This window comes from Bacillus sp. LR_5 (assembly GCF_042709275.1).
Genome location: NZ_JAVAXX010000078.1, coordinates 1 through 23,554 on the forward strand (window position 1 = coordinate 1; position 23,554 = coordinate 23,554).

At 46.7% G+C, this 23,554-nt stretch carries 25 protein-coding genes and 1 pseudogene; 6 read left to right on the forward strand and 20 right to left on the reverse strand.

Annotated features, from left to right (window positions below; genetic code table 11):
- Positions 1 to 33 precede the first annotated feature (33 nt).
- From mtlR to pbpC, 3 genes are all read right to left on the reverse strand, one after another.
- Positions 34 to 2,118 (reverse strand): mannitol operon transcriptional activator MtlR, encoded by a 2,085-nt coding sequence (gene mtlR / locus RAC86_RS16875; RefSeq protein WP_377885886.1) that lies wholly within the window; start codon positions 2,116 to 2,118, stop codon positions 34 to 36.
- A gap of 185 nt (positions 2,119 to 2,303) precedes the next feature.
- On the reverse strand, positions 2,304 to 3,206 hold the full coding sequence (locus RAC86_RS16880) for an aldo/keto reductase (protein ID WP_377885887.1): 903 nt from the start codon (positions 3,204 to 3,206) through the stop codon (positions 2,304 to 2,306).
- A 100-nt stretch (positions 3,207 to 3,306) separates the two neighbouring features.
- Complete coding sequence (pbpC, locus tag RAC86_RS16885; RefSeq protein ID WP_014478860.1) at positions 3,307 to 5,313, reverse strand: penicillin-binding protein 3; 2,007 nt, start codon at positions 5,311 to 5,313, stop codon at positions 3,307 to 3,309.
- Between the two features lie 150 nt (positions 5,314 to 5,463).
- Between pbpC and RAC86_RS16890 the strand changes: the two genes are divergently transcribed.
- Complete coding sequence (locus tag RAC86_RS16890; protein WP_160243137.1) at positions 5,464 to 5,751, forward strand: antibiotic biosynthesis monooxygenase family protein; 288 nt, start codon at positions 5,464 to 5,466, stop codon at positions 5,749 to 5,751.
- A gap of 5 nt (positions 5,752 to 5,756) precedes the next feature.
- On the opposite strand, the gene RAC86_RS16895 is transcribed toward RAC86_RS16890, so the two are convergent.
- The 9 genes from RAC86_RS16895 to RAC86_RS16935 form a co-directional block, all read right to left on the reverse strand.
- The gene (locus tag RAC86_RS16895) at positions 5,757 to 6,002 is read right to left on the reverse strand and encodes a YczI family protein (protein WP_003240256.1); all 246 of its coding nucleotides are present in this window, start codon (positions 6,000 to 6,002) and stop codon (positions 5,757 to 5,759) included.
- Positions 6,003 to 6,174: 172 nt separating this feature from the next.
- Positions 6,175 to 6,816, reverse strand: coding sequence for a spore germination lipase LipC (lipC, locus tag RAC86_RS16900; RefSeq protein ID WP_029317305.1), 642 nt, complete (start codon positions 6,814 to 6,816; stop codon positions 6,175 to 6,177).
- Positions 6,817 to 6,879: 63 nt separating this feature from the next.
- Positions 6,880 to 7,632 (reverse strand): IclR family transcriptional regulator, encoded by a 753-nt coding sequence (locus RAC86_RS16905; protein ID WP_014478857.1) that lies wholly within the window; start codon positions 7,630 to 7,632, stop codon positions 6,880 to 6,882.
- 15 nt (positions 7,633 to 7,647) lie between these two features.
- Entirely contained in the window at positions 7,648 to 8,655 is a 1,008-nt protein-coding gene (gene pxpC / locus RAC86_RS16910; protein WP_106074118.1) for a 5-oxoprolinase subunit PxpC, read from the reverse strand.
- 2 nt (positions 8,656 to 8,657) lie between these two features.
- The gene (pxpB, locus tag RAC86_RS16915; RefSeq protein WP_029726563.1) at positions 8,658 to 9,380 is read right to left on the reverse strand and encodes a 5-oxoprolinase subunit PxpB; all 723 of its coding nucleotides are present in this window, start codon (positions 9,378 to 9,380) and stop codon (positions 8,658 to 8,660) included.
- Between the two features lie 44 nt (positions 9,381 to 9,424).
- A complete protein-coding gene (locus RAC86_RS16920; RefSeq protein WP_080265313.1) occupies positions 9,425 to 10,198 on the reverse strand; it encodes a putative hydro-lyase in 774 nt (257 codons plus the stop codon).
- Positions 10,199 to 10,221: 23 nt separating this feature from the next.
- Positions 10,222 to 11,436 (reverse strand): NRAMP family divalent metal transporter, encoded by a 1,215-nt coding sequence (locus RAC86_RS16925; RefSeq protein WP_003234422.1) that lies wholly within the window; start codon positions 11,434 to 11,436, stop codon positions 10,222 to 10,224.
- Positions 11,437 to 11,450: 14 nt separating this feature from the next.
- Positions 11,451 to 12,224: a 5-oxoprolinase subunit PpxA gene (pxpA, locus tag RAC86_RS16930; RefSeq protein WP_015715254.1), complete on the reverse strand. Its 774-nt coding sequence runs from the start codon at positions 12,222 to 12,224 to the stop codon at positions 11,451 to 11,453.
- A gap of 205 nt (positions 12,225 to 12,429) precedes the next feature.
- A complete protein-coding gene (locus RAC86_RS16935; protein WP_003234424.1) occupies positions 12,430 to 13,179 on the reverse strand; it encodes a phosphoglycolate phosphatase in 750 nt (249 codons plus the stop codon).
- A 132-nt stretch (positions 13,180 to 13,311) separates the two neighbouring features.
- Between RAC86_RS16935 and RAC86_RS16940 the strand changes: the two genes are divergently transcribed.
- Positions 13,312 to 13,476 carry a hypothetical protein gene (locus tag RAC86_RS16940; RefSeq protein WP_174223486.1) on the forward strand — a complete coding sequence of 55 codons (165 nt, stop codon included), beginning with the start codon at positions 13,312 to 13,314 and terminating at the stop codon, positions 13,474 to 13,476.
- A gap of 32 nt (positions 13,477 to 13,508) precedes the next feature.
- Here RAC86_RS16940 and RAC86_RS16945 read toward each other — a convergent pair whose 3' ends face one another.
- Positions 13,509 to 13,901, reverse strand: a complete 393-nt coding sequence (locus RAC86_RS16945) for a 3-hydroxyacyl-ACP dehydratase FabZ family protein (RefSeq protein ID WP_017696166.1) — start codon at positions 13,899 to 13,901, stop codon at positions 13,509 to 13,511.
- 85 nt (positions 13,902 to 13,986) lie between these two features.
- On the opposite strand from RAC86_RS16945, the gene RAC86_RS16950 reads away from it, so the two are divergent.
- Positions 13,987 to 14,595: a dienelactone hydrolase family protein gene (locus RAC86_RS16950; protein ID WP_174223485.1), complete on the forward strand. Its 609-nt coding sequence runs from the start codon at positions 13,987 to 13,989 to the stop codon at positions 14,593 to 14,595.
- A 77-nt stretch (positions 14,596 to 14,672) separates the two neighbouring features.
- On the opposite strand, the gene sipU is transcribed toward RAC86_RS16950, so the two are convergent.
- The 6 genes from sipU to RAC86_RS16980 all read right to left on the reverse strand — a co-directional run bounded on the left by sipU (position 14,673) and on the right by RAC86_RS16980 (position 20,057).
- Positions 14,673 to 15,227 carry a signal peptidase I sipU gene (sipU, locus tag RAC86_RS16955; RefSeq protein ID WP_377885888.1) on the reverse strand — a complete coding sequence of 185 codons (555 nt, stop codon included), beginning with the start codon at positions 15,225 to 15,227 and terminating at the stop codon, positions 14,673 to 14,675.
- A gap of 134 nt (positions 15,228 to 15,361) precedes the next feature.
- Positions 15,362 to 16,426, reverse strand: a complete 1,065-nt coding sequence (locus RAC86_RS16960) for a tartrate dehydrogenase (protein WP_131227120.1) — start codon at positions 16,424 to 16,426, stop codon at positions 15,362 to 15,364.
- A gap of 90 nt (positions 16,427 to 16,516) precedes the next feature.
- Entirely contained in the window at positions 16,517 to 17,638 is a 1,122-nt protein-coding gene (locus RAC86_RS16965) for a mannitol-1-phosphate 5-dehydrogenase (protein WP_029946494.1), read from the reverse strand.
- Position 17,639: 1 nt separating this feature from the next.
- Positions 17,640 to 18,071 (reverse strand): PTS mannitol transporter subunit IIA, encoded by a 432-nt coding sequence (locus RAC86_RS16970; protein ID WP_003246714.1) that lies wholly within the window; start codon positions 18,069 to 18,071, stop codon positions 17,640 to 17,642.
- Between the two features lie 24 nt (positions 18,072 to 18,095).
- Entirely contained in the window at positions 18,096 to 19,532 is a 1,437-nt protein-coding gene (locus RAC86_RS16975) for a PTS mannitol transporter subunit IIBC (RefSeq protein WP_010886406.1), read from the reverse strand.
- A 171-nt stretch (positions 19,533 to 19,703) separates the two neighbouring features.
- On the reverse strand, positions 19,704 to 20,057 hold the full coding sequence (locus tag RAC86_RS16980; protein ID WP_003246726.1) for a hypothetical protein: 354 nt from the start codon (positions 20,055 to 20,057) through the stop codon (positions 19,704 to 19,706).
- Between the two features lie 164 nt (positions 20,058 to 20,221).
- Between RAC86_RS16980 and cutR the strand changes: the two genes are divergently transcribed.
- The 3 genes from cutR to RAC86_RS16995 are packed head-to-tail and all read left to right on the forward strand — an operon-like array spanning position 20,222 to position 23,081.
- Positions 20,222 to 20,794 (forward strand): copper uptake transcriptional regulator CutR, encoded by a 573-nt coding sequence (cutR, locus tag RAC86_RS16985; protein ID WP_015252812.1) that lies wholly within the window; start codon positions 20,222 to 20,224, stop codon positions 20,792 to 20,794.
- A gap of 34 nt (positions 20,795 to 20,828) precedes the next feature.
- Positions 20,829 to 22,454 carry a copper transporter YcnJ gene (gene ycnJ, locus RAC86_RS16990; RefSeq protein WP_198878984.1) on the forward strand — a complete coding sequence of 542 codons (1,626 nt, stop codon included), beginning with the start codon at positions 20,829 to 20,831 and terminating at the stop codon, positions 22,452 to 22,454.
- Positions 22,455 to 22,466: 12 nt separating this feature from the next.
- Positions 22,467 to 23,081, forward strand: a complete 615-nt coding sequence (locus RAC86_RS16995) for a YcnI family copper-binding membrane protein (protein ID WP_198878983.1) — start codon at positions 22,467 to 22,469, stop codon at positions 23,079 to 23,081.
- Positions 23,082 to 23,125: 44 nt separating this feature from the next.
- Here RAC86_RS16995 and gdh read toward each other — a convergent pair.
- Positions 23,126 to 23,554, reverse strand: a pseudogene (gene gdh / locus RAC86_RS17000) (glucose 1-dehydrogenase); the annotation flags it as partial.

The window sequence follows — 23,554 nt, forward strand, 5'->3', positions numbered from 1 at the left end:
ACACGCCAAATTTTTGACGTGTGCCATGCAGGTTTACAGTATGTTTTTTTCTTTCATCCATGTGAAAAATATGCGGTTTAACCGCTGATACAATTCTTGTTCTCCTTCTTCCTGAAACCCCGCCATGCTTTCTCCGCTCTCGATAATTGCCGAGCTGATCGCGCTTAAAATCTCTGAGCCTTCAGCAGATAATGAGCCAGGCGCCATCATGACGAGAATGCGTGTCATCCTGAGGGTATTTCCGTCCATGCCATCCACTTCATAGGAGGTGCTGAGATCAAACATTTTGAAAAAAGGCAGGACGATTTCATCATTTTTGAGATGATAAAGCGCCATGTTTGTTCCGGGGATTCCCAATCCCCCTTGTTTCTCCCGCTCAGCCAGGCAAAACGCAGCTTTTTCCGGATCACGGATCAAGCCATCCTTCTTCAGCTGTTGAAAAAGCTCTAACAGAAGCATGCTATGGTCCGGGTTTGTTTTGAGTTGAGCTAGCGTAAAATGGCGCAGAACATCTTGGATAACCTCCATATACCGCCCTATGCTTTCCGCCGCCTCTAGCATGTCAGGTACATCAGCTTGCTGCGCCTCTTCCTTCGGGCTTCTTTTTTTGTTAAGAATAAGGGGAATCTTCCGCTTGATATACTGCTTGACCTGGTTTGCGTCTTCCTCATTTAATAGCGGGCTGACCATGATGTAATCAATGTTTTCATAAGGAATCGGTACAGTGGACACAATCATATCATAGGCTTGAACATCCTTCCCCTTTAGCTCGATCAGGGATGACATATCAAACGATTCAATTTCCGGCAGCTCTTTTTTCAGTCTGGAGGCAAGCATTTTCGAGGAGCCGATCCCGCTTGAGCAGACGACAAGCGCTTTCACTTTTGCTTCTTCTTTTTTGATTTCAAGAGCCGAGCCAAAGTGAAGAACGATAAAAGCGATTTCATCATCAGAAAAGGACATGCCCGGAAAATACTTTTCGACGCCTTCTTCGATCGCCATATAAAGCAGAAAATAATCGCGCTTGATCTGTTCCTTCATCGGATTGTATATCTCAATATTTTCTTTTATGCGGCTGACGGCCGGCTCCAAATGGGCAATCAAGCCTTCATATAAAGAGTAGTTTTTCGTCAGATCCATTCTGATTTTGTCTGAAATAAAACCAATGAGCCGCTTTGTTTGCAGGGCTGTTTCCAGCTCAATTTCCTGCGCTTTGTATTCTGTTTTGTATTTTCGATTAGCACTTCGAAGGTGGATTGTAATATAGCCGACCTCCGCCTCTGGAATCGTCACGCCGAAGGCACGTTCAAGCTCGCCCGCGATTTCAAGAGCCGAACTGTATTCTTTCGCATTCATCAGTTCCTCAAGCTCATTTTGCTCCATGGTGATGGTTTCCCCAAGCTTAATTCGTTCGATCGCATACGTCAGATGGACGACGAGCGCTATATAGGAGCTGTCGGACAATGAAAAAGCGATTTTTTCTTTGAGCTGAAATAAGATGCGCTCCATTTTTAGCAGCTCGCCTTTGCTGACAACCCCGAACATTTTCTCTGAAGAATCAGCTTTTCCTTTGATGTTTAATTCAACCGCTTCCAAAAACATTTGGATGTCGAGACGGTTCACAATCAAGTTGCCGACAATTTTCCGTTTCGCATTCTCCGGCCCTATGAGCTGGATGCCAAAACCTCTTTTGCGGATCAGTGTCAATCCGAAGTGAGAAATCCACTTCTCGAGCTCATCTAAGTCATAGCTGACCGTGGCATTCGTCACCTGGAGATCATGAGCAAGAGTGTACAGTTTGACGGGCTCCTGAGACTCTAATAACGAACAAAGAATGAGCAGTTTCCGTTCGTCGGCGCTGTATTCATGCTGTTCATATGATAAATCAGTAAGCAGCTTTTGTTTACCCTCGGGACTTCCCACTGCTTTCAACCCTTTACCGGGCTGTTTATCTAACGTAAGCCCCACGGTTTCCATCAGCGGTTTAATTGATTTGAGTTCCCTGTGAATGGTTCTCGTGCTGACTTGCATCAGCTCAGCAAGCTCAGTTACGGTTATATATCTGTTTTGTAATAATAAGTGCTTTAACAGCTTTTGTTCTCTGGCAGTCATATACATAAAAAAGACCTCCTAGACAATCTTGATGTGCGGATGAAGTCGCAAGGAGATGCAGTAGAGGATATAGAGAGGTTTCCTTTTAATATAAAACGCTTTCAAGAAAGAATCAATCACTTATAAATGGTAATTTGGCACTATGCGGTGTGACAATATTGAAAAAGCATCAGCTGGTAAGCTGATGCTTTTTATGGAATATCGTAACCCTGTACGGCTGTAAAAATGCGGAACCATTGATCCTGGTCAAGCTTGTATGACAACGCATTTATCGCGGCGGAAATCCGCTCACGCTTTCCGCTTCCGACAATCGGCATGATGCAGGCCGGATGCGTATACAGCCATGCGTACATCACCTCGTCCAATGAAGCGGCGCCAATCTCTGCTTGAACGGATTCAAGCGCCGTGCGGACACGCCGGTCTTTTTCCGTGTCACCAGTGAAAACTTTGCCGCCTGCCAGAGGCGACCAAGCCATCGGCGGAATCCGTTTTTCCTGGCACAGGTTCAAAGTGCCGTCGAGCATATTTTCTAATTCGTATGCGGAAAGCTCAATCTGGTTGGTTACGAGCTTCTCAGGCAAATATGATTCCAGCATCCGATACTGGTGATCTTTAAAATTTGAAACGCCAAAGTACCTGACCTTGCCAGAGCATTTCAAGGCCTGAAACGCCTCTGCTACCCCCTCCGGATCCATGAGCGGGTCCGGTCTGTGAATCAACAGCACATCGATATAATCCGTCCTAAGGTTCATAAGCGATTGCTCAACGGATGCCAAAATATGCGATTTGCTTGTGTTATAATGATGCGATCTGTGAGCGGGCCGTTCAGGCGATTCAAGAACGATACCGCATTTTGTGACCAGCTCTATGTTTTCTCTTAATCCAGGCGAAAGGGCAAGGGCGTTTCCAAACAGCTTTTCGCACGTATAGCCTCCATAAATATCCGCATGATCAAAGGTCGTGATGCCGTGATCGATACACCATTCAATGAGGCTCAGAAGTTCAGCATCTAAATAGTTCCATTCATTCAGCCGCCAAAGCCCGTGTATGACTCTTGAAAATTGAAGATCCTCCGCCAATTGAATACGCTGCATGCAAAATCCCTCTTTTCTTTGTATAAACCGGGTTTTGCCCCTTACTAGTTCATTCGGCCTCAGATCCCCTTTTTCCTTTCGCTCCTTTTAAAAAGACATTTTAATTCGATTGAAATTGCTTTTTCGCTTTCTCAACGACATAGTGGCTGCCGCCGCGGTCCTGCACATTTTGGATCATCATGGCGACAAGCAGGTCTTTGTTTTTGTAATCGTAGCCGACAAACCAGCCATTTTCCGTGCCGTCTTTATCATCTTTTGATGTTTTCAGCTCGGCTGTTCCTGTTTTCCCGGCCACTGTGATTCCTTTCACGACAGGCTGATACGCTGATCCGCGCTCATCTTCCACAACGCCTTTCAGACCTTTTGTAATGTCTGCTGCTCCTTCCTTGGTGACCACTTGCTTGTGCCAAACATCAGCTGTTTGTGAATCTTTTTTGATCAACGTCGGTTTGACAAGGTCTCCATTGTCAACAAATGGCGTGTAAGCAGTTGCCAAGTGAAGCGGAGACATTTGCATTTGCCCTTGTCCATAGCCTGTATCCGCAAGCAAAATGTCTGAATCAAGCTTGTCATTTGCAATAGACGATTTCTGGATCGGGAATTCATACGGAACGTCCTCTGAAAAACCGAATGTTTTTAAGCCTTTTGTGAAGGTGTCCGCTCCCATATCAAGCGCATTCTGGGCAAAATAAATATTGTCTGACGTAATAAGGGCGTTTTCCAAATCGACTTGTTGAAGTCTCTCAGACACACGTGTCACTGAATAGCCGCCCCAGCTCGAATCTTTTTGCCACTCCTTGCCTTTGATTGTTTTCTTCTCATCGGCTTTAAGGGTGCCGTTTTTGATTCCAATAGCAGCCGCAATCGGTTTAATGGTAGAACCTGGCGCGTATGTCTTATTGAATTTCGCTGAAAACGGATTGTTTTTATCTTTGTTTAGCTTTTTCCATTCCTTATCGCTCCAGCCGAAAATAAATCCGTTTGGATCGTAGGAAGGCGCGCTGACAAGGGCGAGTGTTTCGCCTGTCTTCGGCTGCAGCGCGACTGCCGCCCCGCTGTCATCCTTCAGTTCATCATACAGCTTCGTTTGCGTTTTGATATCAATTGTGAGGTGAAGATCCTCGCCGTCCTTTGCTTTCTTTTCAGCGATGACTTCCCCGGTTTGCGGCACGTAGATTTTCCAGCCAGTTGTGCCTCTTAGCTTGTCTTCATACACATTTTCAAGTCCGGCGATACCGATGTTAGACGTATCGCTGTACGTTCCTTCTTTCTTTTTCTTCAGTTCTTCCGCTGTAATGGCGCGGACATAGCCTGTCAAATGGGCTGTCTTTTCGCCATACGGATAGTAGCGGGAGCTGACATTCGTTCTTGTTACGCCTTGTAATGACGTCGCTTCAGAAACTAATTTCTCCTGGTCAGGCTTGACCTTTTTGAGCGGCACAAACGAATCGTCTTTTACCCAGCCTTGATCCAGCTTTTTCTTGATGTCGTCTTCAGTCAAATCAAGTTTTTTGGCGAGTTCTTTTATAACTTTCTCTTTTTTATCGCCAAGCTCTCCGGGAACAATTCCAATTTCCGGAACATCTGTATTGACAGCTAAACCTTTTCCATTTTTATCGTAAATTTGGCCTCGTTTCGGTTCAATGCTCATAATTTGCACGGTTTTGTCGTCAGCCAGCTGCTTGAAAATAAACGATGGGTCCCAATCTATATTCCATGACTCCTCGTCATCTGTTTTTTCTAATTTCAGCACAGCAGTATTCTTGAAGCTGACTTTGCCGGCATTTGTGTTCATGCTGACTTTATACGGGATATGTTTCATTGTCTTGTTGTCTTGATCGTCCTTATCTACTTCTCCCGCAGTGACTTTCAAATTTTTTACGCCGGCCTGCTCATAGATGGCTTTATACCTGTTGACGAAATCTTTTTTGGAGATTTCTTTTTTGACATCTTTAGTCAGGCTTTGATACATGTCATCGAATTGCTGATCGTTCCACTGTTTCACGAATGCTTCCATGCGATCCTCTGGTGAATCTGTTTTGGAGCATCCGATTAACCCAATCAATCCGACGCATAGAAATACTAGTAGAATACACTTTTTTAACATGACTTTCCCCTGCCTTCCACTTGTTATTTTCTCTTAATTGAATTGGTGCGTGCAAGATTTTTTTGAAAATGAAGGAAAAGTTCACCGATTTTGCAGAAATCTCCTATCGTTTGCTGTAGACTATTTGAAAAGACAGAAAGAAGGGATAGCATGTTCAGAGAGGCAGCAATGCTTCACATTAAAGAAGGCCTTGAACAAGAGTTTGAGGATGCATTCCGGCAAGCGGCGCCGATTATTTCCGGCATGAAGGGCTATATCACTCACTCGTTATCAAAATGCATGGAGGAAACGCATAAATATCTGCTTCTTGTGGAGTGGGAAACACTTGAGGACCATACGGAAGGCTTTCGCGGTTCTTCAGAGTATCAAGAGTGGAAAGCCTTGCTTCATCGGTTCTATACCCCGTTCCCGACGGTCGAGCATTTTCAGGATGTGTAATAGATTTATATAATATGAAGTGTAAAACCGATAAGGGAGACAGACCATACAAAAACGGCGGTATAAATATTAAAAGCGCCTGAGCCGTCATTTTCTTTTTTGCGTTCTTCAAGCCCCTGCATAAACATGACCGCACCAAGAAAGACGAGCATGACCGATTGGATAACAGAGGTGTGTTCCGTATAGTTAAAAGCAATAAGCGCCAGTATAATAATGATAACCGCAAAAGACATTTTAAAAATCCGAAACAAAAGGACCATCCTTCCTTATATACGAAATATTGAACGTTATGGCTATATTTGCCTACGCCCTCCATTATTCTAGCGCACTTTGTTTGTCTGTAGAACAGAAGACAGAGAATTTTAAGTTTCTTTTAATATTTCGATCACACATAAAAAACGCGCCTGTCATGAGGCGCGTTTTCTATGAAACTGATAATTCTTTATAGCCTAGCTTGTGAACGGCTTCAGCCATCGCTTGATAGCCTTTGCTGTTCGGATGGACACCGTCAAAGGACAGATATTCCTGTTCTTTGCCTTTGAAGATGCTATAGGCATCCGCGATTTTGACATGGGGTGCTGATGCAAGTGTTTCTAAATGTGAATTAAACGAAGTGATCCATTTGCCGGCGATATCAATTTCGGGAAACGGATTGTATAAGTTGAACACACGAATGGCGTACGGGGAAGGATTTTCTCCTTTAATCTCGGCGATTTTGGCAATCATCTTTTCAAAATTCTCATGGCAATGGGCGGATACACGGCTGAAAATCGTTTCATCCTTAGAGGTTTGGTAGGCTAAGACCGAATCGATGAGATCGTTTCCGCACCCTGTGATCGTTATCATATCAGCATCTCGAATGCATTTTTGCACATAGGGATATGACAGGAGTCCCAAAATCTCTTCTGTATTCAGGCCTGATCTGGCAAATATGTTTATTGCCGTTCTTGTTTTCAAGTCAGCTTCCATCATGTCCCCAAAACGCTGGACGAAGCCGGGTGAAAACAGCCCGGAGCCTCTCCCTGTCGTCAAGGAATCGCCCAGAGCTGTATATCGAAGCACCATGTTCTTTCCTCCACTCTTGAACGTCGATACGTTAATGTACGCAGCAGAGAAAAGATTGGCTACTTATGTATATCCTATTTTTCTTGAAATCTGTAAAGCGGCGTCCTTCACCTTTTCTGTTAAATAGGGCAGCCTGTCTTCTGTAAATCTCGCTTCAAAGCCTGCAATGCTAATGCCGGCTGCCACCTGGCGCTTATGGTTAAAGATCGGGGCGCCGATCGCCGCCGTATAGTTTTCGAGCTCTGAATAGCTGACAGTATAGCCATTTTGCACAGAGGCATCAATCTCCTGAAGCAGTTTTTCGGGATCGGTAATCGTTCCGGAGCCAATCGAAATGAGCTCGGTTTGTTTGATGTATGCTTCGATTTCTTCACGGGGAAGAAAGGACAGAATGCTTCTGGCGCACGCTCCCGCGTATAGGGGGGAACGCCTGCCGATCGCCGTATACAGCCGCACAGTCTGTGTCCCTTCTATTTTCTCAACGTATATCGCTTCATTGCCGTCCCTCATGATCAACTGCACGGCCTCATCCACTTCCCGGCACAGCTCTTCCATCACCGGTTTCGCTATTTTTCTGATATCCAGCCTGTCAGCGACAAGCTGTCCGAATTCCAAAAACACCAATCCCAGCGAATAAGCGCCGGACGCATCCCGACTGAGGAACCCCATTTCCTCCAAAGAGCTGACCATCCGGTGAACAGAGGTCTTCGGCATTCCGGTCAGCGACACCAGTTCACTTAAGGTTAGGCTTGGTTTATGCAAAAACAAATTAAGCAGCGCCATAGATTTGACTACGGTTTTATTTTTATTCTGCATCATTCATCCCCTTTGCTATGTCAGCCATTCCATCTTCATTCTCGTTTTCAGTTCTTTTATATGCTGTTCCCGTTCTACCGCAAGCGCTTCTGCCTCCTGAAGGGACACAGGTTCAAACTGGACATGCTCGCCCGGCATGATTTGGGAAACAATCGGCAGATCAGCGGATATGATGTGCGCGATCCTCGGATAGCCGCCAGTCGTCTGCCGGTCTGCAAGCAGGATAATCGGGTTGCCGTCAGGCGGCACCTGAACTGTTCCGAATGAAACCGCTTCCGACACCATCTCAAGCGGGGCCTTCAGTTCGAGCGGTTCTCCTTTGAGCCTGTAGCCCATACGGTCAGACTGCGGCGTGACACGAAATGCTTCTTGATAAAAACGCGTTTTTGATTCTTCTGTGAAAAAGGCAAATTGCTTTCCTTCCAGCACCCGAATGACGGGATTCTTCTTCAATGGCAGAAATCTGCCGCGGCTGACTGACCACTTCGGTGCTGCAAATCCCTGTTTTCCAAGCTGCGAACTTAAGCGGGAAAGGATGGTTTGCGAAAGAGCTGACATCTCTCCAATGTTCAGTTCATCTTCTTTTTGAAGCGCTCTGCCATGAAGTCCGCCGATGCTTCCTCTGACGTATGTGCTTTTACTTTCCATGACGGCAGGCACCTCGATGCCGCCGGCTGCCGCCAAATAAGCACGGCTGCCGAGTTTGCAGGGGCCAAAGCTGACTGTGCTGTTTTCCTTAATGAGCACAGGCTTCCATAAAGGCGCTTCCTCGTCATTAATACGCAGCGTGAAGTCCGCCCCTGTCACAGCAATCAGTGTCTGTTTTGAAAAATGAAACGACGGACCGGGCCCCATCATCGTTATTTCGAGACCTGCTTCATTTTCGCCGTTTCCTATCAACAAATTGGCAATGCGCAGTGAAACCGTGTCCATAGCACCGCTGGCCAGAACGCCGTATTTTTGGTAACCCGTTCTGCCTATATCCTGAACCGTTGTGAGCAGTCCGGGCTTTAATACTTTCATGCTCAATTGGACTCCTCCTTATAGGCGTGATAGTCTTTTTCTGAGATGCGAACGAATTTCACAGTATCTCCCGCCCGCAGCAATGTCGGCGGGTTTTCCTGCGGCCGGAAAAGAGCCAGCGGCGTTTTGCCGATCAGCTGCCAGCCGCCCGGCGTTGAAATCGGGTAAACGCCTGTCTGCAATCCCGCAATACCGACCGAACCTGCGGGAATCGACGGTCTTGGTGATGATTTTCTCGGAGCTGCAATGCGTTTTGACATCCCGCCTAGAAAAGGAAAACCGGGCGCGAAGCCAAGCATATACACCACATATTCACCGTTTGTATGAATGTCGATTACTTCCTCCGGTGACAGCTGATTGATCTTCGCCACCTCTTCTAAATCCGGACCGAATTCACCGCCATAGCAGACGGGAATTTCTACAATACGGCGGTTGACCTCATAGTCTTCGGCTATTTCTGCTAGCCGCTCTTCGACATCGCGCTTGACACTCTCAAAAGGTGAGCTTATGCCTTGAGGCAAATGCTTGTACACTTCATACATATCATAAAATACGGTTAGACTTGTAAAAGCCGGGATACATTCAATGAATCCCGGAAATGGCTGTTCTTCTATATAAGCGGCCGCGGCGTGGACAATGCCGTTGACCTGTTCGTTGATTTCTTCTCCGAATCGGATCATCATTGCAGAATCACCGAGCTGTTCGATTTGATATCGTACAGTCATCTTTCTCACCTCTTTTAATTCTCGTTCATCAGGATGACGAGAGGTTACAGCACCGCAAGCGACTCGTCTCGAATATCTGTGATGAGCATATGCCCCGGCGCATGTGTGATGACCATTTCAGGCTTTACATTCATAGCCACGGCTTGCGGGGTCACCCCGCATGCCCAAAAAACAGGAACCTCGCCGTCACGAATGGGAACGGCATCTCCGAAATCCGGTTTCCCGAGATCGCGAATCCCGATTGCTCCCGGATTGCCGATATGGATCGGCCCTCCGTGCACAGCCGGAAAACGCGAGGTCACTTGTGCAGCACGTACAGCCAGCCGTTCAGGAACCGGCCTCATGCTGACAACCATCTGTCCGTGAAACGCCCCCGCCGGAACACAATCGATATTCGTTTTATACATCGAGACATTTGTCCCCTCATCAATATGCCGGACAGCTATCCCATTATTGATCAGTGCCTGTTCAAAGGAGAAACTGCATCCGATCAGAAAGCCGACAAAATCGTCCTCCCAGTATGGCGTAATATCAGATACTTCTTCCGTTAGGATACCGTGCCTGTAAATACGGTATTTCGGAAAGTCCGTTCTGATATCAGCATCCGGCGCAGCCAGAGACGGCACAGGCGAACCTGCTTCAGTCACATCCAGCACGGGGCAGGGCTTTTGATTTCGCTGGCAAAACAGCAGAAAATCAAAAGCTAGGTCCTTTTTCAAAACCACAAGATTCGCTTGGGCGTAGCCGCCGGACATGCCTGCGGTCGGCCCGTTTATTTTCCCCTCTCGTATCAGGGCGCGTACATCCTTTGGCGCCATTTTGTTTAATTGCTCCACTTATATCAGCTCCACAATTGAGGAAGTTGTGTACATAACGTGTAGATTCCCATAACTGCCATTACAATCACTACAAGCGCGCCTGTGCTTGTCAGCCAAAGCGGATGCTTATAATCACCGACAATGTTTTTCTTGTAGGCGGCAACAAGCAGCGTTCCGAGCGCAATCGGCAGAATTAAGCCGTTCAGTGAACCGACAAGGACGAGGATCTTCGCAGGCTGGCCGATTGTGACAAAAGCTAACGTAGAAACCACAATAAATCCGATAATAATACCGCGTGAATTCTTTTCAATTTTTGGAGAAAAGGTCTTGAAAAATGAAACAGATGTATAGGCTGCTCCAATAACAGACGTAATCGCCGCAGACCACATGATCAATCCGAAAATTTTATAACCGACATTTCCAGCAGCCAGCTTGAAGACAGAAGCCGCCGGGTTGCTTTCATCGATGTGCAGGCCTTTCGATACAACGCCTAGAACCGCAAGAAAAAGAGCGATACGCATGACAGATGTAATTAAAATGCCGACAACCGAGCTTTTTGTCACCTGCGGAATGGATTCCTTCCCTTTAATTCCGGCATCAAGCAAACGGTGTCCCCCGGCAAATGTGATATAACCGCCGACGGTTCCGCCCACTAGGGTGACAATGGCAAATATGCTGATGTGTTCCGGGACGAATGTATTTGCGACTGCCTGTCCGACCGGAGGAGCTGTCGTCGCCGCAACGTAGACCGTTAAAATAATCATCACGAACCCCGCGATTTGCGTAAAACGGTCCATCGCTTTTCCTGCTTCCTTGATGACAAAAATCAAAATGGCGATAACGGCACTGATTAAAGCGCCTGTTTCAGGTGTAATGCCGAACAGCACCTGAAGTCCCAGCCCGGCCCCTCCGATATTCCCAATATTAAAAGCTAGTCCGCCAAGCACGACGAGAATGGCGATGAAATACCCCAGTCCGGGAAGCACCATATTCGCAATTTCCTGACCTCGTTTTCCAGAAACTGCGATGATGCGCCACACATTGGTTTGGGCGAAAATATCTAAAATAATAGAGATTAAGATGACAAAACCGAAGCTTGCTGCGAGTGTGTTTGTGAATGTTGCGGTTTGGGTGAGGAAACCCGGTCCGATTGCTGATGTCGCCATTAAAAAGGCGGCGCCCATCAGCAATGACCAGCTGCCCGCTTTTTTTCCTGCTGTCTTTTTCTGCTGCTCCATCTATTGTTCCTCCTTTATGTTGACCTCTGTTCTGAAATAGCTGTCACTTCAATTCCAGCCGCTTTGAGCTGTTTTCTGATTTTTTGCGCAAATGTCAGCGCATGGGCTCCATCTCCATGAATGCAGACTGTATCTGCTTTTAATGACACATCATGTCCTTGCTGAGATTTGACCGCCCCTTCTTTCACCATTTTGATGACCTGGGTGACGGCGGCATCATCACTTTCAATGAGTGCGTCCGGCTGGGAGCGCGGTGTCAGCGTGCCGTCCGATTGGTATGTTCTGTCGGCGAACACTTCATTTGCGGTCTGAAGTCCGATCCGTTCTCCCGCTTTTACAAGCTCGCTCTCAGCAAGACCGAAAAGAATCAGGCCGGGATCAACCTTATAGACAGCTTTCGCGATAGCATCCGACAGTTTTTGATCGACTGCCGCCATATTGTATAAAGCGCCATGCGGCTTGACGTGCTGCATGTGAAGTCCCTCTGCTTTTAGAAAGCCAGAGAGCGCGCCAATTTGATAAACGACAAGATCATACGCTTCCTCAGGAGAAATCGCCATATTGCGGCGCCCAAAACCGAGTAAATCCGGCAAGCCCGGATGCGCGCCGATTTTCACGCCTTTTTCTGCTGCAAGCGCGACGGTTTTTCGCATAACACTAGGATCTCCTGCATGAAATCCGCATGCGATATTCGCTGATGTCACATACTCTAAAATATCTTGGTCAAGGCCTATCTTGTAGGCTCCGAAGCTTTCTCCTAAATCACAGTTTAAATCAATCTGAAACACAGAATCCCTCCTGCCAAAGCAAACGATATGCTTTATGTCATTTATTGTCCCGAAATCCGGAACGACTATTCCGAATTTTTGAACTTTATTTCATTATAAGTGAATCATATCAGTTTGTGAAATACTTTTGTCAGAAAACCTACCATGGTCCCAGAAGAAAACCTGCCAAACTAAAAAAGAGAGTCCATCTTAGGACTCTCTTTTTTTATAGTACCCAATGGCGAATCGCTTTAGCGACACCATCCTCAATATTTGTATCCGTGATATAATCAGCCGTTTCTTTTACGATGTCTTGCGCATTGCCCATTGCGACGCCAAGACCCGCTTCTTTGATCATCGCAATGTCATTAAGGCTGTCGCCCATCGCCATCACATTCTCCATTGTAAAGCCGAGTTTTTCCGTAACCTTGGCAAGGGCTGCAGCTTTGTTGATGCCAAGCGCGTTGACTTCAATGTTTGTCGGACTTGAATTTGTGATTTCGAGCTCTTTGTTTTTTCTCAGCTCCTCAAGCACTTCGTTTCGGATATCGTCATCCTCGATGTCAAAGCCGAATTTGAGCCATTCATGATCCGTAATGTTTTCCGGAAACTCGCCTCTCCATACTTTATTCACCGTAGATGCCCAGAAATTAGTGTTGTGCTTATTCCGCAAATCCCACATCATTTGAATATGGTCCGTATGAAGCAGCTTCCGTTCCACCAAATTAAAATTCGAATCCCAAATTTCACTGCCGTTTGCCGTGATTAGAAAGGATGACAGCTTTAGCGATTCCGCCAGCTCCCTGCACGTCATCAGCGTCCGGCCCGTGCTGATCACCACATACACACCTTTATCCTCCGCTTCACGAATGGCTTTGCGGTTTTCATCCGAAATCAGCTGCTCGTCGTTCAGCAGTGTACCATCCATATCAATTGCGATCAGCTTGATATCTACATCTTCTCTTTGAACAGACATATATGTACCTCTCTTTATCTTTTTGTTGTGCTTCTCTCTATTCTAATACATTATACCCAGCGGGACAAAAAAGCGATTTCCTATGTTTGAGGAGAATGGATAAGAGGAAAACAAACGGTGAGGTGATCAAACATGACAGAAAAAAAACAGCAAAACAAACCAAATGAAAACCCCGAGCACAACGACTTAACCGATCCGATTCCTAATGAAGAGCTGAAGGAAAATATGAATGATCAAAAACACAAACGCCAGCAAAGAGATAACTCTCAAAGCGAACGGGATTACGACACAAAATAGAACCCCTCACAAAATGTTGTGAAGGGTTTTTTTCATTTTTCAATATAGATGCCGATTTCAGCTTCAGCAACAGGCTGCTCTCCAACTGACGCCTTGGCATGTCCGAACACAAACCCGCGCCGATTGCGCGTGACTTCAAACGTAAGATCAAGCCGGTCACCAGGCACAGCTTCTCCCAGCTTTTCCGCTTTCTTCACCGAAGACAATAATCCCAAGCTGTTCTCATCTGTAATTCCTGTAAAAGCCGCGGTTTGCGCAAGCGCTTCAATTACAAGTGAAAACGGCATTTCTGTTTGCGTATCAGTGATAAACCAGTCGTTCACACTAATCAGCTTATAAGCTGCCGCATGTTTGCCGGGCTCGCTATCCGTCACGCCATCAATAAACAAAAATGGATAGCGGTGAGGCAAAGATAATGAGTTCATTTTATATCTCCTTTTTTTGACCATTATATCTCAGCCTAAAGTGAAACGATAGGATATAATGGAAAAAACACAAAAGGAGGCCGTTATGTCCCCAAAACCGCTTGTCATTCTCGTACACGAAATATACGGTGTAAACAGCCATATGAAAAAGATGGGCCGGCTGATCAAAATGGCTGGATATGATGTGTTGACGCCCAACCTGCTCGGCGAGAATGAAGTCTACACACTGCAAGAAGAAAAAACGGCATACGAACAATTTACAAAACACGAACGGCTGAAAACGGGAGAAACCATCATCCAGAATGTGATCAGGCAAAACGCCGGACGGCACATCTTTGTGATTGGATTCAGCGTGGGGGCTACTATCGCATGGAAATGCAGCAGTATGCCTGAGGTGAGCGGATCGGTTTGTTATTACGGTTCCCGGATACGCGACTCTCTTCATCACGTGCCAGCCTGCCCGGTCCTATTGTTTTTCCCTAATTATGAGCCGTCGTTTGACGTAGCGCTTCTTATCAAAAAACTGCGGGAAAAACAGCATATCCATCTTGAGATTTATCAATTCGATGCGCTTCACGGCTTCGCCAATCCTGATTCTGTTTATTTCAACAGGGCCCTTTTCTTCAAAACGTTCTCTATCATAAAAAACGGGGCGGAAAAAAGGCTCCGCCCTGTTTCATCAGAAATTTTTTAATCGCTTACAGTGCTTTATTATCGCGTGTTTTGGTTCCGCACGTTCCATGTTCTTTGTTGCACTGAGTTTTATTTTGCCTATCTCATCTCACCGAATGGATAAAAGACGAGAGATTCAGTACCGATGATATCGTCTTCAGAAGGCATGCCCATTCCGTTTCTGCTATCCAGTGAATTGAGACGGTTATCTCCCATCACAAAATATTTACCGGAAGGAACCTCAACTTCGAAGTCACCTGTTAAGGTTACACCCGACTCTTTGACCTCCTGTTTATATTCCTTTAAGTATGGTTCTTCCACCTTTTTATCATTTATGTATAGCTGATCATTTTTCATTTTAATGCTGTCACCAGGCAAACCGATTAAACGTTTGACAAATGAGCGGCCGCTCTTTTTGTCATGAATGACTATGATGTCGCCTCTGTGAAACCCGCCAGTCCATTTGACTGCTTTATCAACCAGAATTCTTTCTGAGTCTTTAAGCGTTGGGGCCATTGATGATCCTTCAATAAGAAAAGGCTTGTAAAACACCAATCTAATCGTAAAAATGAGAGCTGCGATCATAATGATACTGAGTGCAACGATCGTTTTGATTTTTCTTTTTTTCTTTAACGTGATTGTTTTTGCATTCAACTTCCTTCACCCGATGCTTTCCTAAGAATTCCAAATTATTATACAGCATTTGGATCTGCTTGGTTAGACTTTCGTGGAAATTTTCGTAAGGAAATGGACAGGCCGAGGCAGCCATCTGCCACCGGCCTGATTCATCAGAGCTTTCTTAAGCGCGAACAGATTTCATCAGTGACCTCAGCCGTTGTGCTTTGTCCCCCAATGTCGCGTGTTTTGATGCCGTCGGCAGTCACTTGCTCCATTACATCCAGAATGTTCGCCCCCAGCTCTTCCTCTCCGAAGTGGTCTAGCATCAGCTTCGCTGTCCAAATCTGGCCGATCGGATTGGCAAGGCCCTGTCCGGCAATGTCAGGAGCTGAGCCGTGAACCGGTTCAAACATGGACGGATATTTGCCGGATGGATTGATGTTCGCAGAAGGCGCAATGCCGATGCTTCCCATCAGGCTTGAGCTGATGTCGGTTAAAATATCACCGAACAAGTTGCTCGCCACAATGACATCAAACGTTTCCGGACGCGTCACAAAAAAAGCGGCCAGCGCATCAATATGCTGAGATGATGTTTCGATTCCGCTATAATCAGCGGCTGTCTGCTGAAAGACTTCATCCCAAAACGGCATCGCGTGATAAATGCCGTTAGACTTTGTGGCGCTTGTCACATGGCTGCGCCGTTTTTTCGCCAATTCGAAGGCAAAGCGCATGACACGTTCTGTCGCTTTTCTCGTAAACACGGCATTCTGGATGGCGATTTCATCATCGCCTCTGTGAATGCGCCCGCCGACTTCACTATACTCGCCTTCACTGTTTTCGCGAATCACCACGAGGTCAAAATCATTTGGATGCAGAAGCGGTGACGTAATGCCCGCCATTTGTTTGGCTGGTCTCATATTAATGGAAAGCTCAAGCTCCCTCCGGATTTTCAATAGCAGGCCCCATAACGATATATGATCGGGAACCAGCTTCGGATTTCCGACGGCTCCCAAAAAAACCGCTTCAAATTGAGTAAGCGTATGTATTCCATCTTCGGGCATCATTTTGCCGTGCTCCAAGTAATAATCACAGCTCCATGGAAAAGCCGTGAATGAGAATGACAAACCTCCGTGTACCTCAGCCGCTGTATGAAGCACTTTCTCAGCAGCCGCTACAACCTCTTTTCCTACTCCGTCTCCCGGTATTGCCGCAATCTCGAATTGTTTCATCGTCATTCTCCTCCCCCTGTTTTCGTAAGCGCTTTCTATTATACTAGATTGCGAGATAGTAAAAAAAGCCCGTGACATTGTGTCACGGGTGATCGGTTATTGATTAAGTTTTTTTAAAATGATGGCGTGCAACGGTTCATGGGACTGAATACCGCACACCTCTTGAAGTACGCCGCTGTATCCTTTTTCTTCGATCAGCGCTTGCAGTTCAACCGCTTCAGGGTCACCGGTGAAATCGAAGCGCAGTGCTGCGGCAATTCCTTCCGCCAGTGCATTCGGTTCTTTTATTTTCTTTGCCGGGCCTACAAGTCTATCATTTTCTCCCAGTTTTCTGAGAGGTGACCTCGCTACGCGGGTCACATCGTCCGAAATGAAAGGATTTTCAAAGCGACCGATGATTTTTTTGATATATTGTTCGTGTTCAGTTTGCTTAAAGCCATACGATTTGACGAGATAGTCACCAGTTTCAAGCAGCGCCGAATGAACGACACGGCGGATTTCCGGATGATCGATTGCTTCTTTGACCGTTTTGAGTCCGCGCTGATAGCCGACATACGCTGTGACCGCGTGTCCGGTATTGACCGTAAACAGCTTCCGTTCGATGTACGGCGTTAAATCATCAACAAACAGTGCGCCGTTTATGACTGGTGTTTTCCCTTTAAAGCCTGATTCATCAATGACCCATTCGAAAAATGGTTCAACCGATACTTTCAGCGGGTCTTCATGATGCTGAATCGGGACGATCCGGTCAACGGCAGAATTCGGAAAACCTACCGTTTCACTGACGGATTTCTGCTCTGCTTCCGTTAAATGGCTGTATATCTCTTTCTTTAAGAAGCTGCTTCCGCCAATCATATTTTCGCAGGCAATGATATTCAGTGTGTTTGCAGTGTTTCTCCGTCTTAAACCTTCTGCGATAGATGGAGCAATCAGTTTCAGCACGTTCGGGCCGACAGCTGTTGTGATGAGCGCCGCCTCATTCATCAGCCGGTACAGCTCCTCGGTCTGACTGCCGCTGTTAATAGCGCTCACCGGGCCAATGATCTCCGATGAACGTCCCTCTTCCGCCAGTTCCACTGTGTATTCTTTTTTTTCATTGAGGAGGCTGACCATCGTGTCGTTCACATCCGCAAACACCACATCATAGCCGGAGTGGTGAAGCAGCGCGCCGATAAACCCTCTCCCAATATTCCCCGCACCGAAATGTAAGGCGATCATGTCAGTTCACCTCGTTGAAAATGGCGATCAAATCTTCTTCGCTTTTAGCGGAGATCAGGCGTTCAATATTTTCTTCTTCTGAGCAGATAATGGCGATATTAGACAAAATGTCTAAATGCTCATTATTTTTACCCGCAATGCCGAATACCACTTTTGCCGTGTTGCCTTCTCCGTACTCAACGCCCTCTGGAATCTGTATGATTGAAATTCCAGAGTGAAGCACCTCGCTTTTCGCTTCTTCTGTGCCGTGTGGAATGGCAATGAAATTCCCCATAAACGTAGAAGACGTTTCTTCACGTTCAAACATTTTGCTAATGTAATCCTCTGTCACGTAGCCGTTGTCAATCAGCGTCTGGCCTGCCAATTTGATGGCCTCTTCTTTTGATGATACCGTTTGATTGAGTTTAATATTTTCCTTTGCGAGTACTTGCATGAGTATCACTCTCTTTCTATAAGATTACTTTTTCAGCTTTTCAATCAGCTCGTCGTATTTCGGGCTGTTTAAGAAGTTATCCACTGATATGTGCGTCGCGTTCGGCAGCTTTGCTTTCGCGCGGTCTGTTAAATCTTTGTGGGTGATGACAATATCCGCATCGCTTGGCAGATTGTTAATGGCCGTGTTGGTCACACTGATGTCAAGCTCCGCTTTTTTCACTTTGTTTCTTAAGATGGATGCCCCCATGGCACTTGATCCCATTCCCGCATCACACGCAAAGATAATTTTGTTCACGCTTTCAGGAGACAGCTCAGACGCTTCTTCTGCTTTGGCTTGTTCCGCCTCTAAAGCAGCTGCTGCTTGGCTTTTCTTCCCCTTCATGGACTGCATTTTTTCTGTTGCGGCAGCCAGGTCTTCTTCACTAGCTTTTGAGGATTTCAGGATCACTGCTGAAACGATGAACGATACAGCTGCAGCGACCAATACGCCCGCCAATACCCCGAAATAGCCTCCTCTTGGCGTCATTGCCATCAATGCGATAATGCTTCCCGGTGACGCTGCCGCGACAAGTCCGGCATTAAAGATCGTAAACGTTAAGAGTCCGCTTGCTCCGCCGGCAATGGCTGCGAGAATCAGGGCCGGTTTCATCAGAATGTACGGGAAGTAAATCTCGTGAATCCCGCCGAAGAAATGGATGATCGCCGCACCGGGAGCCGTTGATTTTGAAGATCCTTTGCCAAAGAACATGTACGCCAGCAAAATGCCGAGCCCCGGTCCAGGGTTTGCTTCTACTAAAAACAGAATTGATTTTCCTGTTTGAGATGCTTGCTCGATTCCGATCGGGCTTAAGATTCCGTGGTTAATGGCGTTGTTGAGGAACAACACTTTCGCCGGTTCTACAAAAACACTGGCTACCGGCAGTAAATTAGCGTGTACAATGACTTCCACACCAGCCGCCAGCAATTTATTTAGCGTCAGGACAACCGGGCCGATGGCGTAAAACGCGAGAATCGTTAAAGCCGCGCCGACAATCCCTGCCGTAAAGTTGTTGATCAGCATTTCAAAGCCTTGTTTGACTTTATCCTTGAATAATTTATCAGTCTGTTTAATGAGGTATCCGCCAAGCGGACCCATAATCATTGCGCCTAAAAACATTGGAATATCCGATCCGACAATCACCCCAATTGCCGCTGTCGCTCCGACAACTCCGCCGCGGTGGTCGTAGATCATTTTTCCGCCTGTATACGCTATCAAAAGCGGCAATAAATACGTAATCATCGGGCTGACCAGCGTGTTCAGCTGTTCATTCGGAAACCATCCTGCCGGAATAAACAGCGCGGTAATGATACCCCACGCGATAAACGCGCCGATATTCGGCATGATCATTCCGCTCAAATAACTCCCAAAGCGCTGCACTTTCACTTTCATGCCGCCTTGCTGCTGTTCTTGCTGCTGCATATATAAACCCTCCCTGTTTTGTTTGTCGCTGTAAGATAAAAAATATGTTCAGAGAATGATGCTTCCCTTTGACTCTATGTTAAAACGCTTACAGTCCCTATACAATTGAAAGTAAAGAGGACTTTGGCACATGACTGTGACAATTTTTTAAAAATAAAAAGGCTCCTGGTTTCAGGAGCCTTTTCTCTTTCCTCTATAAATGATGTTGCCATTTTGAATCACGTACTTTGCAATCATCCGCTCACTCACAATAAAAACGGGATACGCGCACACAAGCGCAAATACAGCCATCGGCACGTGCTGTACAGCTGGCAGCACTGAGCCTGCCGCATTGCGGAGGAGCATCAAAAGATAAATAAGCAGCACGATGGCCGCTAATGATACCAGCATAATCGGAGCTGAAACTTTATATTCATAAAGCCGTTCCCGGCAGTGGCCGCAGCGAAATTGACAAGGCACATTTGATGATCTGACCATATCGCCTGTCAAAGGTTTGCCGCAGTTCGGGCATGGTGTTTCTTTCATAAGGTATTCCTCACTTTCTATTCCATCTGTCTATTATACCAGAGTCCCTTCTGTTTCGTTTTGTTGCTGTTCAACACATTTTCACATTTTTTATCATCCACTTACTTGTCTCCGTCTCTAAAATCCTCTACGCTTAAATAGATCTTAATGAAGAGGGTGTATGAATGCTTCCGATTAATAGACAGCAACACATACTGAAGTGGCTGAAAGAAGAAGGCTCGCTTAGAATTTCTGACATCAGCGCAAGGTTCGGCGTTTCGGAAATGACGGTATATAGAGATGTCAATCAGCTGGTTCAGTCAAATCAGGTCATTAAAACGGCCGGCGGCATCACGCTCCCCGTCCGAACACCTCAAACAGATCATATGTGCAGCTATTGCTTGAAGCCCGTCAATCAAGCTCATTCGGTTCAGCTGATTACGGTAAACCAAGACATTGAACAGCTATGCTGCGCACATTGCGCGTTTTTGCGTTACGCGGATAAAACGGAAGAGGTTTCACACTTGATTTGCAGAGATTTTCTGTTACAGACAACCGTCAGTGCCGGTTCGGCTTATTTCGTCGTAAATGCTGAATTAAACCTGCACTGCTGCCAGCCGCAGGCCATTCCGTTTGCGACACTTGACCATGCCGAGCGATTTCAAAAAGGATTCGGCGGAGCCGTCCGCACTTTCGACCAAGCGCTGGAAGACATGCTTCAAGACCGAAAGAAACGCTGCACCTGCACCAAGAAATAACACAACACATACAGCGGAAGGTGGTGTCTGAGTGATGAAGCGAAACAGATGGTGGATCATCCTTCTGCTTTTTCTTGTTTTCCTGCCGAAAACAAGCTTTGCTCACGCCTATATTGTCAAATCTTCACCTGGGGAAAACAGCGAATTAAAAAGTGCTCCTGCGCAGGTGGAAATCGAATTTAATGAACCGGTTGAAGAAGGGTTTCATTACATTAAAGTCTATAATTCAAACGGCGACCGTGTGGATACGGACAAGACTGAAATCAAAAAAGATAATCATCACATCATGACAGTGAAGCTGAAGAAGAATCTGCCTAAAGATGTGTACAGAGCGGAATGGAATGCCGTATCCGCGGACGGGCATCCTGTTTCCGGCGTCATTCCATTCAGTATCGGGAAAGCGGATGGCGGATTCAGCAGCCAAAAAGCAGCCGACTCAGCGCTGAATCCGGGAACAGCAGCAGATCGCGCGATTCTGTATACAGCCTTATCTCTGTTTATCGGAACGGTTTTCTTCCATCTTTTCTGGTATAAAGGGAAATCAGAACAGCTCGTCAAACGGACGAGACGTATCCTGACCGGCTCGATCGCAGCACTGGGGCTGGCGCTTTTGCTTCAGCTTCCGATTCAGACAAAAGCGAACGCAGGCGGCGGCTGGGGCAGCGCCTTCCAGCCGGGCTACATCAGAGAAACACTGCTTGAGACAGCAGGCGGCTCCATTTGGATCATACAGGCTGCGCTGTTCGTGCTGCTCGCACTGTCTGTCATCCCTGCGATACGGAAAAACCGCTTTTCATCCTTTGGCTATTGGACAGCGCCGCTCATTTTCTTTTTCGGTCTCCTGCTCGCCAAGGCGTTTACCGGGCATGCTGCTGTCGTTGAAGAAAAAACGGTCGGCATTTTGATGGATTTCCTTCATTTAACTTCCGCTTCCATCTGGGTTGGCGGAATAGCGGCACTCGTTTTGCTGCTCTCAAAAGAATGGAGGCAGCCTGACAAAACGCTCGCGTGGGAGACGGTCAGACGGTTCTCCCCATGGGCGCTCACTGCAGTCGGCGTCATTTTGTTTTCAGGCTTGCTCAATGGATTTTTCATCATTCGTTCAATGGATTCACTGTTCCATACAGCGTACGGCCAAGCTCTTTTAGTGAAAAGCGGGCTGTTTGTTTTCATGCTGGTCTTAGGTGCGATTCATTTTCTGCTTACCAGAAAGCAGCGCCGCACAGGAATCAGCCGAACGTTGAAAGCGGAGTGGGCAATCGGCATCGCTGTATTGATCACAGCGGCCGTGTTTACAAGCCTGCCAAGCCCGCCTGAGCCGGCGCCGGAACCGTTCTACCAAACCAAAGCGATTGAGAACGGACAAAGCGTTTCTCTCAGCATCAGCCCAAACCAGCCCGGAAAAAATGTTTTTGAGCTGCGGGTCACCGACCATAACGGAGATCCCGTGAAAAACATCCAGCAAATCACGTTAACCGTTTATAAAACAGGCCTGTCAGGCAGCGAAAACAAAAGCACCTTTACATTAAAAGAAAAAACAAAAGGCGTCTTCCAAGATCAAAACCTGTCGATTAATGAAAAAGGAAACTGGAAGATCAAAGTCCACGGCCTGACCGGCGACTTTAACGAAATCAATATCATGTTTACAAAGACCAATTAAGGAGTGTTTACGTTGTTGAAAAAAATCGCATTGACACTATGTCCGGCTATTGTCGGCTCCCTCTTATTATTTACGGCCCCTGCCAGCGCGCATGTTTCTGTAAAACCGGCTGAGTCTGCTGCAGGCTCTTGGGAAACGTATACAATGAAGGTTCCTTCTGAGAAAAATCTGCCGACAACGAAGGTTGTCCTCAAAATGCCGAAGGATGTTGAATTCCAGCAATATGAGCCAATTCCGGGCTGGAAGGTATCCACTCAAAAACATGATGACAAATCAGTCTCCGTGACGTGGGAAGCAACTGACGGCGGCATTCAGGAAGGACAATTCCAGCAGTTTACCTTTGTTGCCAAAAACCCTGATAAAGCGGAGGAAGCCGCTTGGGACGCCTACCAATATTACAAAGACGGCAGCATTGTCGAGTGGACAGGTGACGAGGATGCGGATACACCTCATTCCATTACAAACATCACGTCTGCAAAGCAAGTGACAGATGAGCACGGCGCGACGAAAACAGAAGACGATTCCGAAGACTCAGGTTCTTCAGCTCTGGACATCACAGCGATTGTGCTGTCTGCGGCTGCCATTATCTTATCTATAGCGGCACTGGTAAAGAAAAAGCGTGCCTAATCAAAAAAGCGATCCAGATGTCATGTCTGGGTCGCTTTTTTTGTTTAACCGCGTCCTGCCTGGAATGAAGGATATTGTGTCATGCCGCCGTCTGCGAATAACGTGATGCCTGTGACGTAGCTGGCTTCCTTCGAAGCAAGCCAGGCTGCTACTGCGGCGATCTCCTCCGGTTCGCCGATATATCCCATTGGAATCATGCTTTCTACATCAGCTTTCTGTTTAGGGTCAGCGAATTTTTCAGCATTGATTGGCGTGTTGATCGCGCCTGGCCCAATATTATTGACGCGAATGCCCTTCGGCGCGTATTCCAACGCCAATGTTTCTGTCATCAACTTTATCCCGCCTTTACTTGCCGCATAGTGGACAAATAACGGCCAAGGAATCACTTCGTGCACACTGGACATGTTGATGACATTTCCCTTGATATCATTTTCTACGAAATATTTAATCGCTTCACGGCTTCCTAAAAAGGC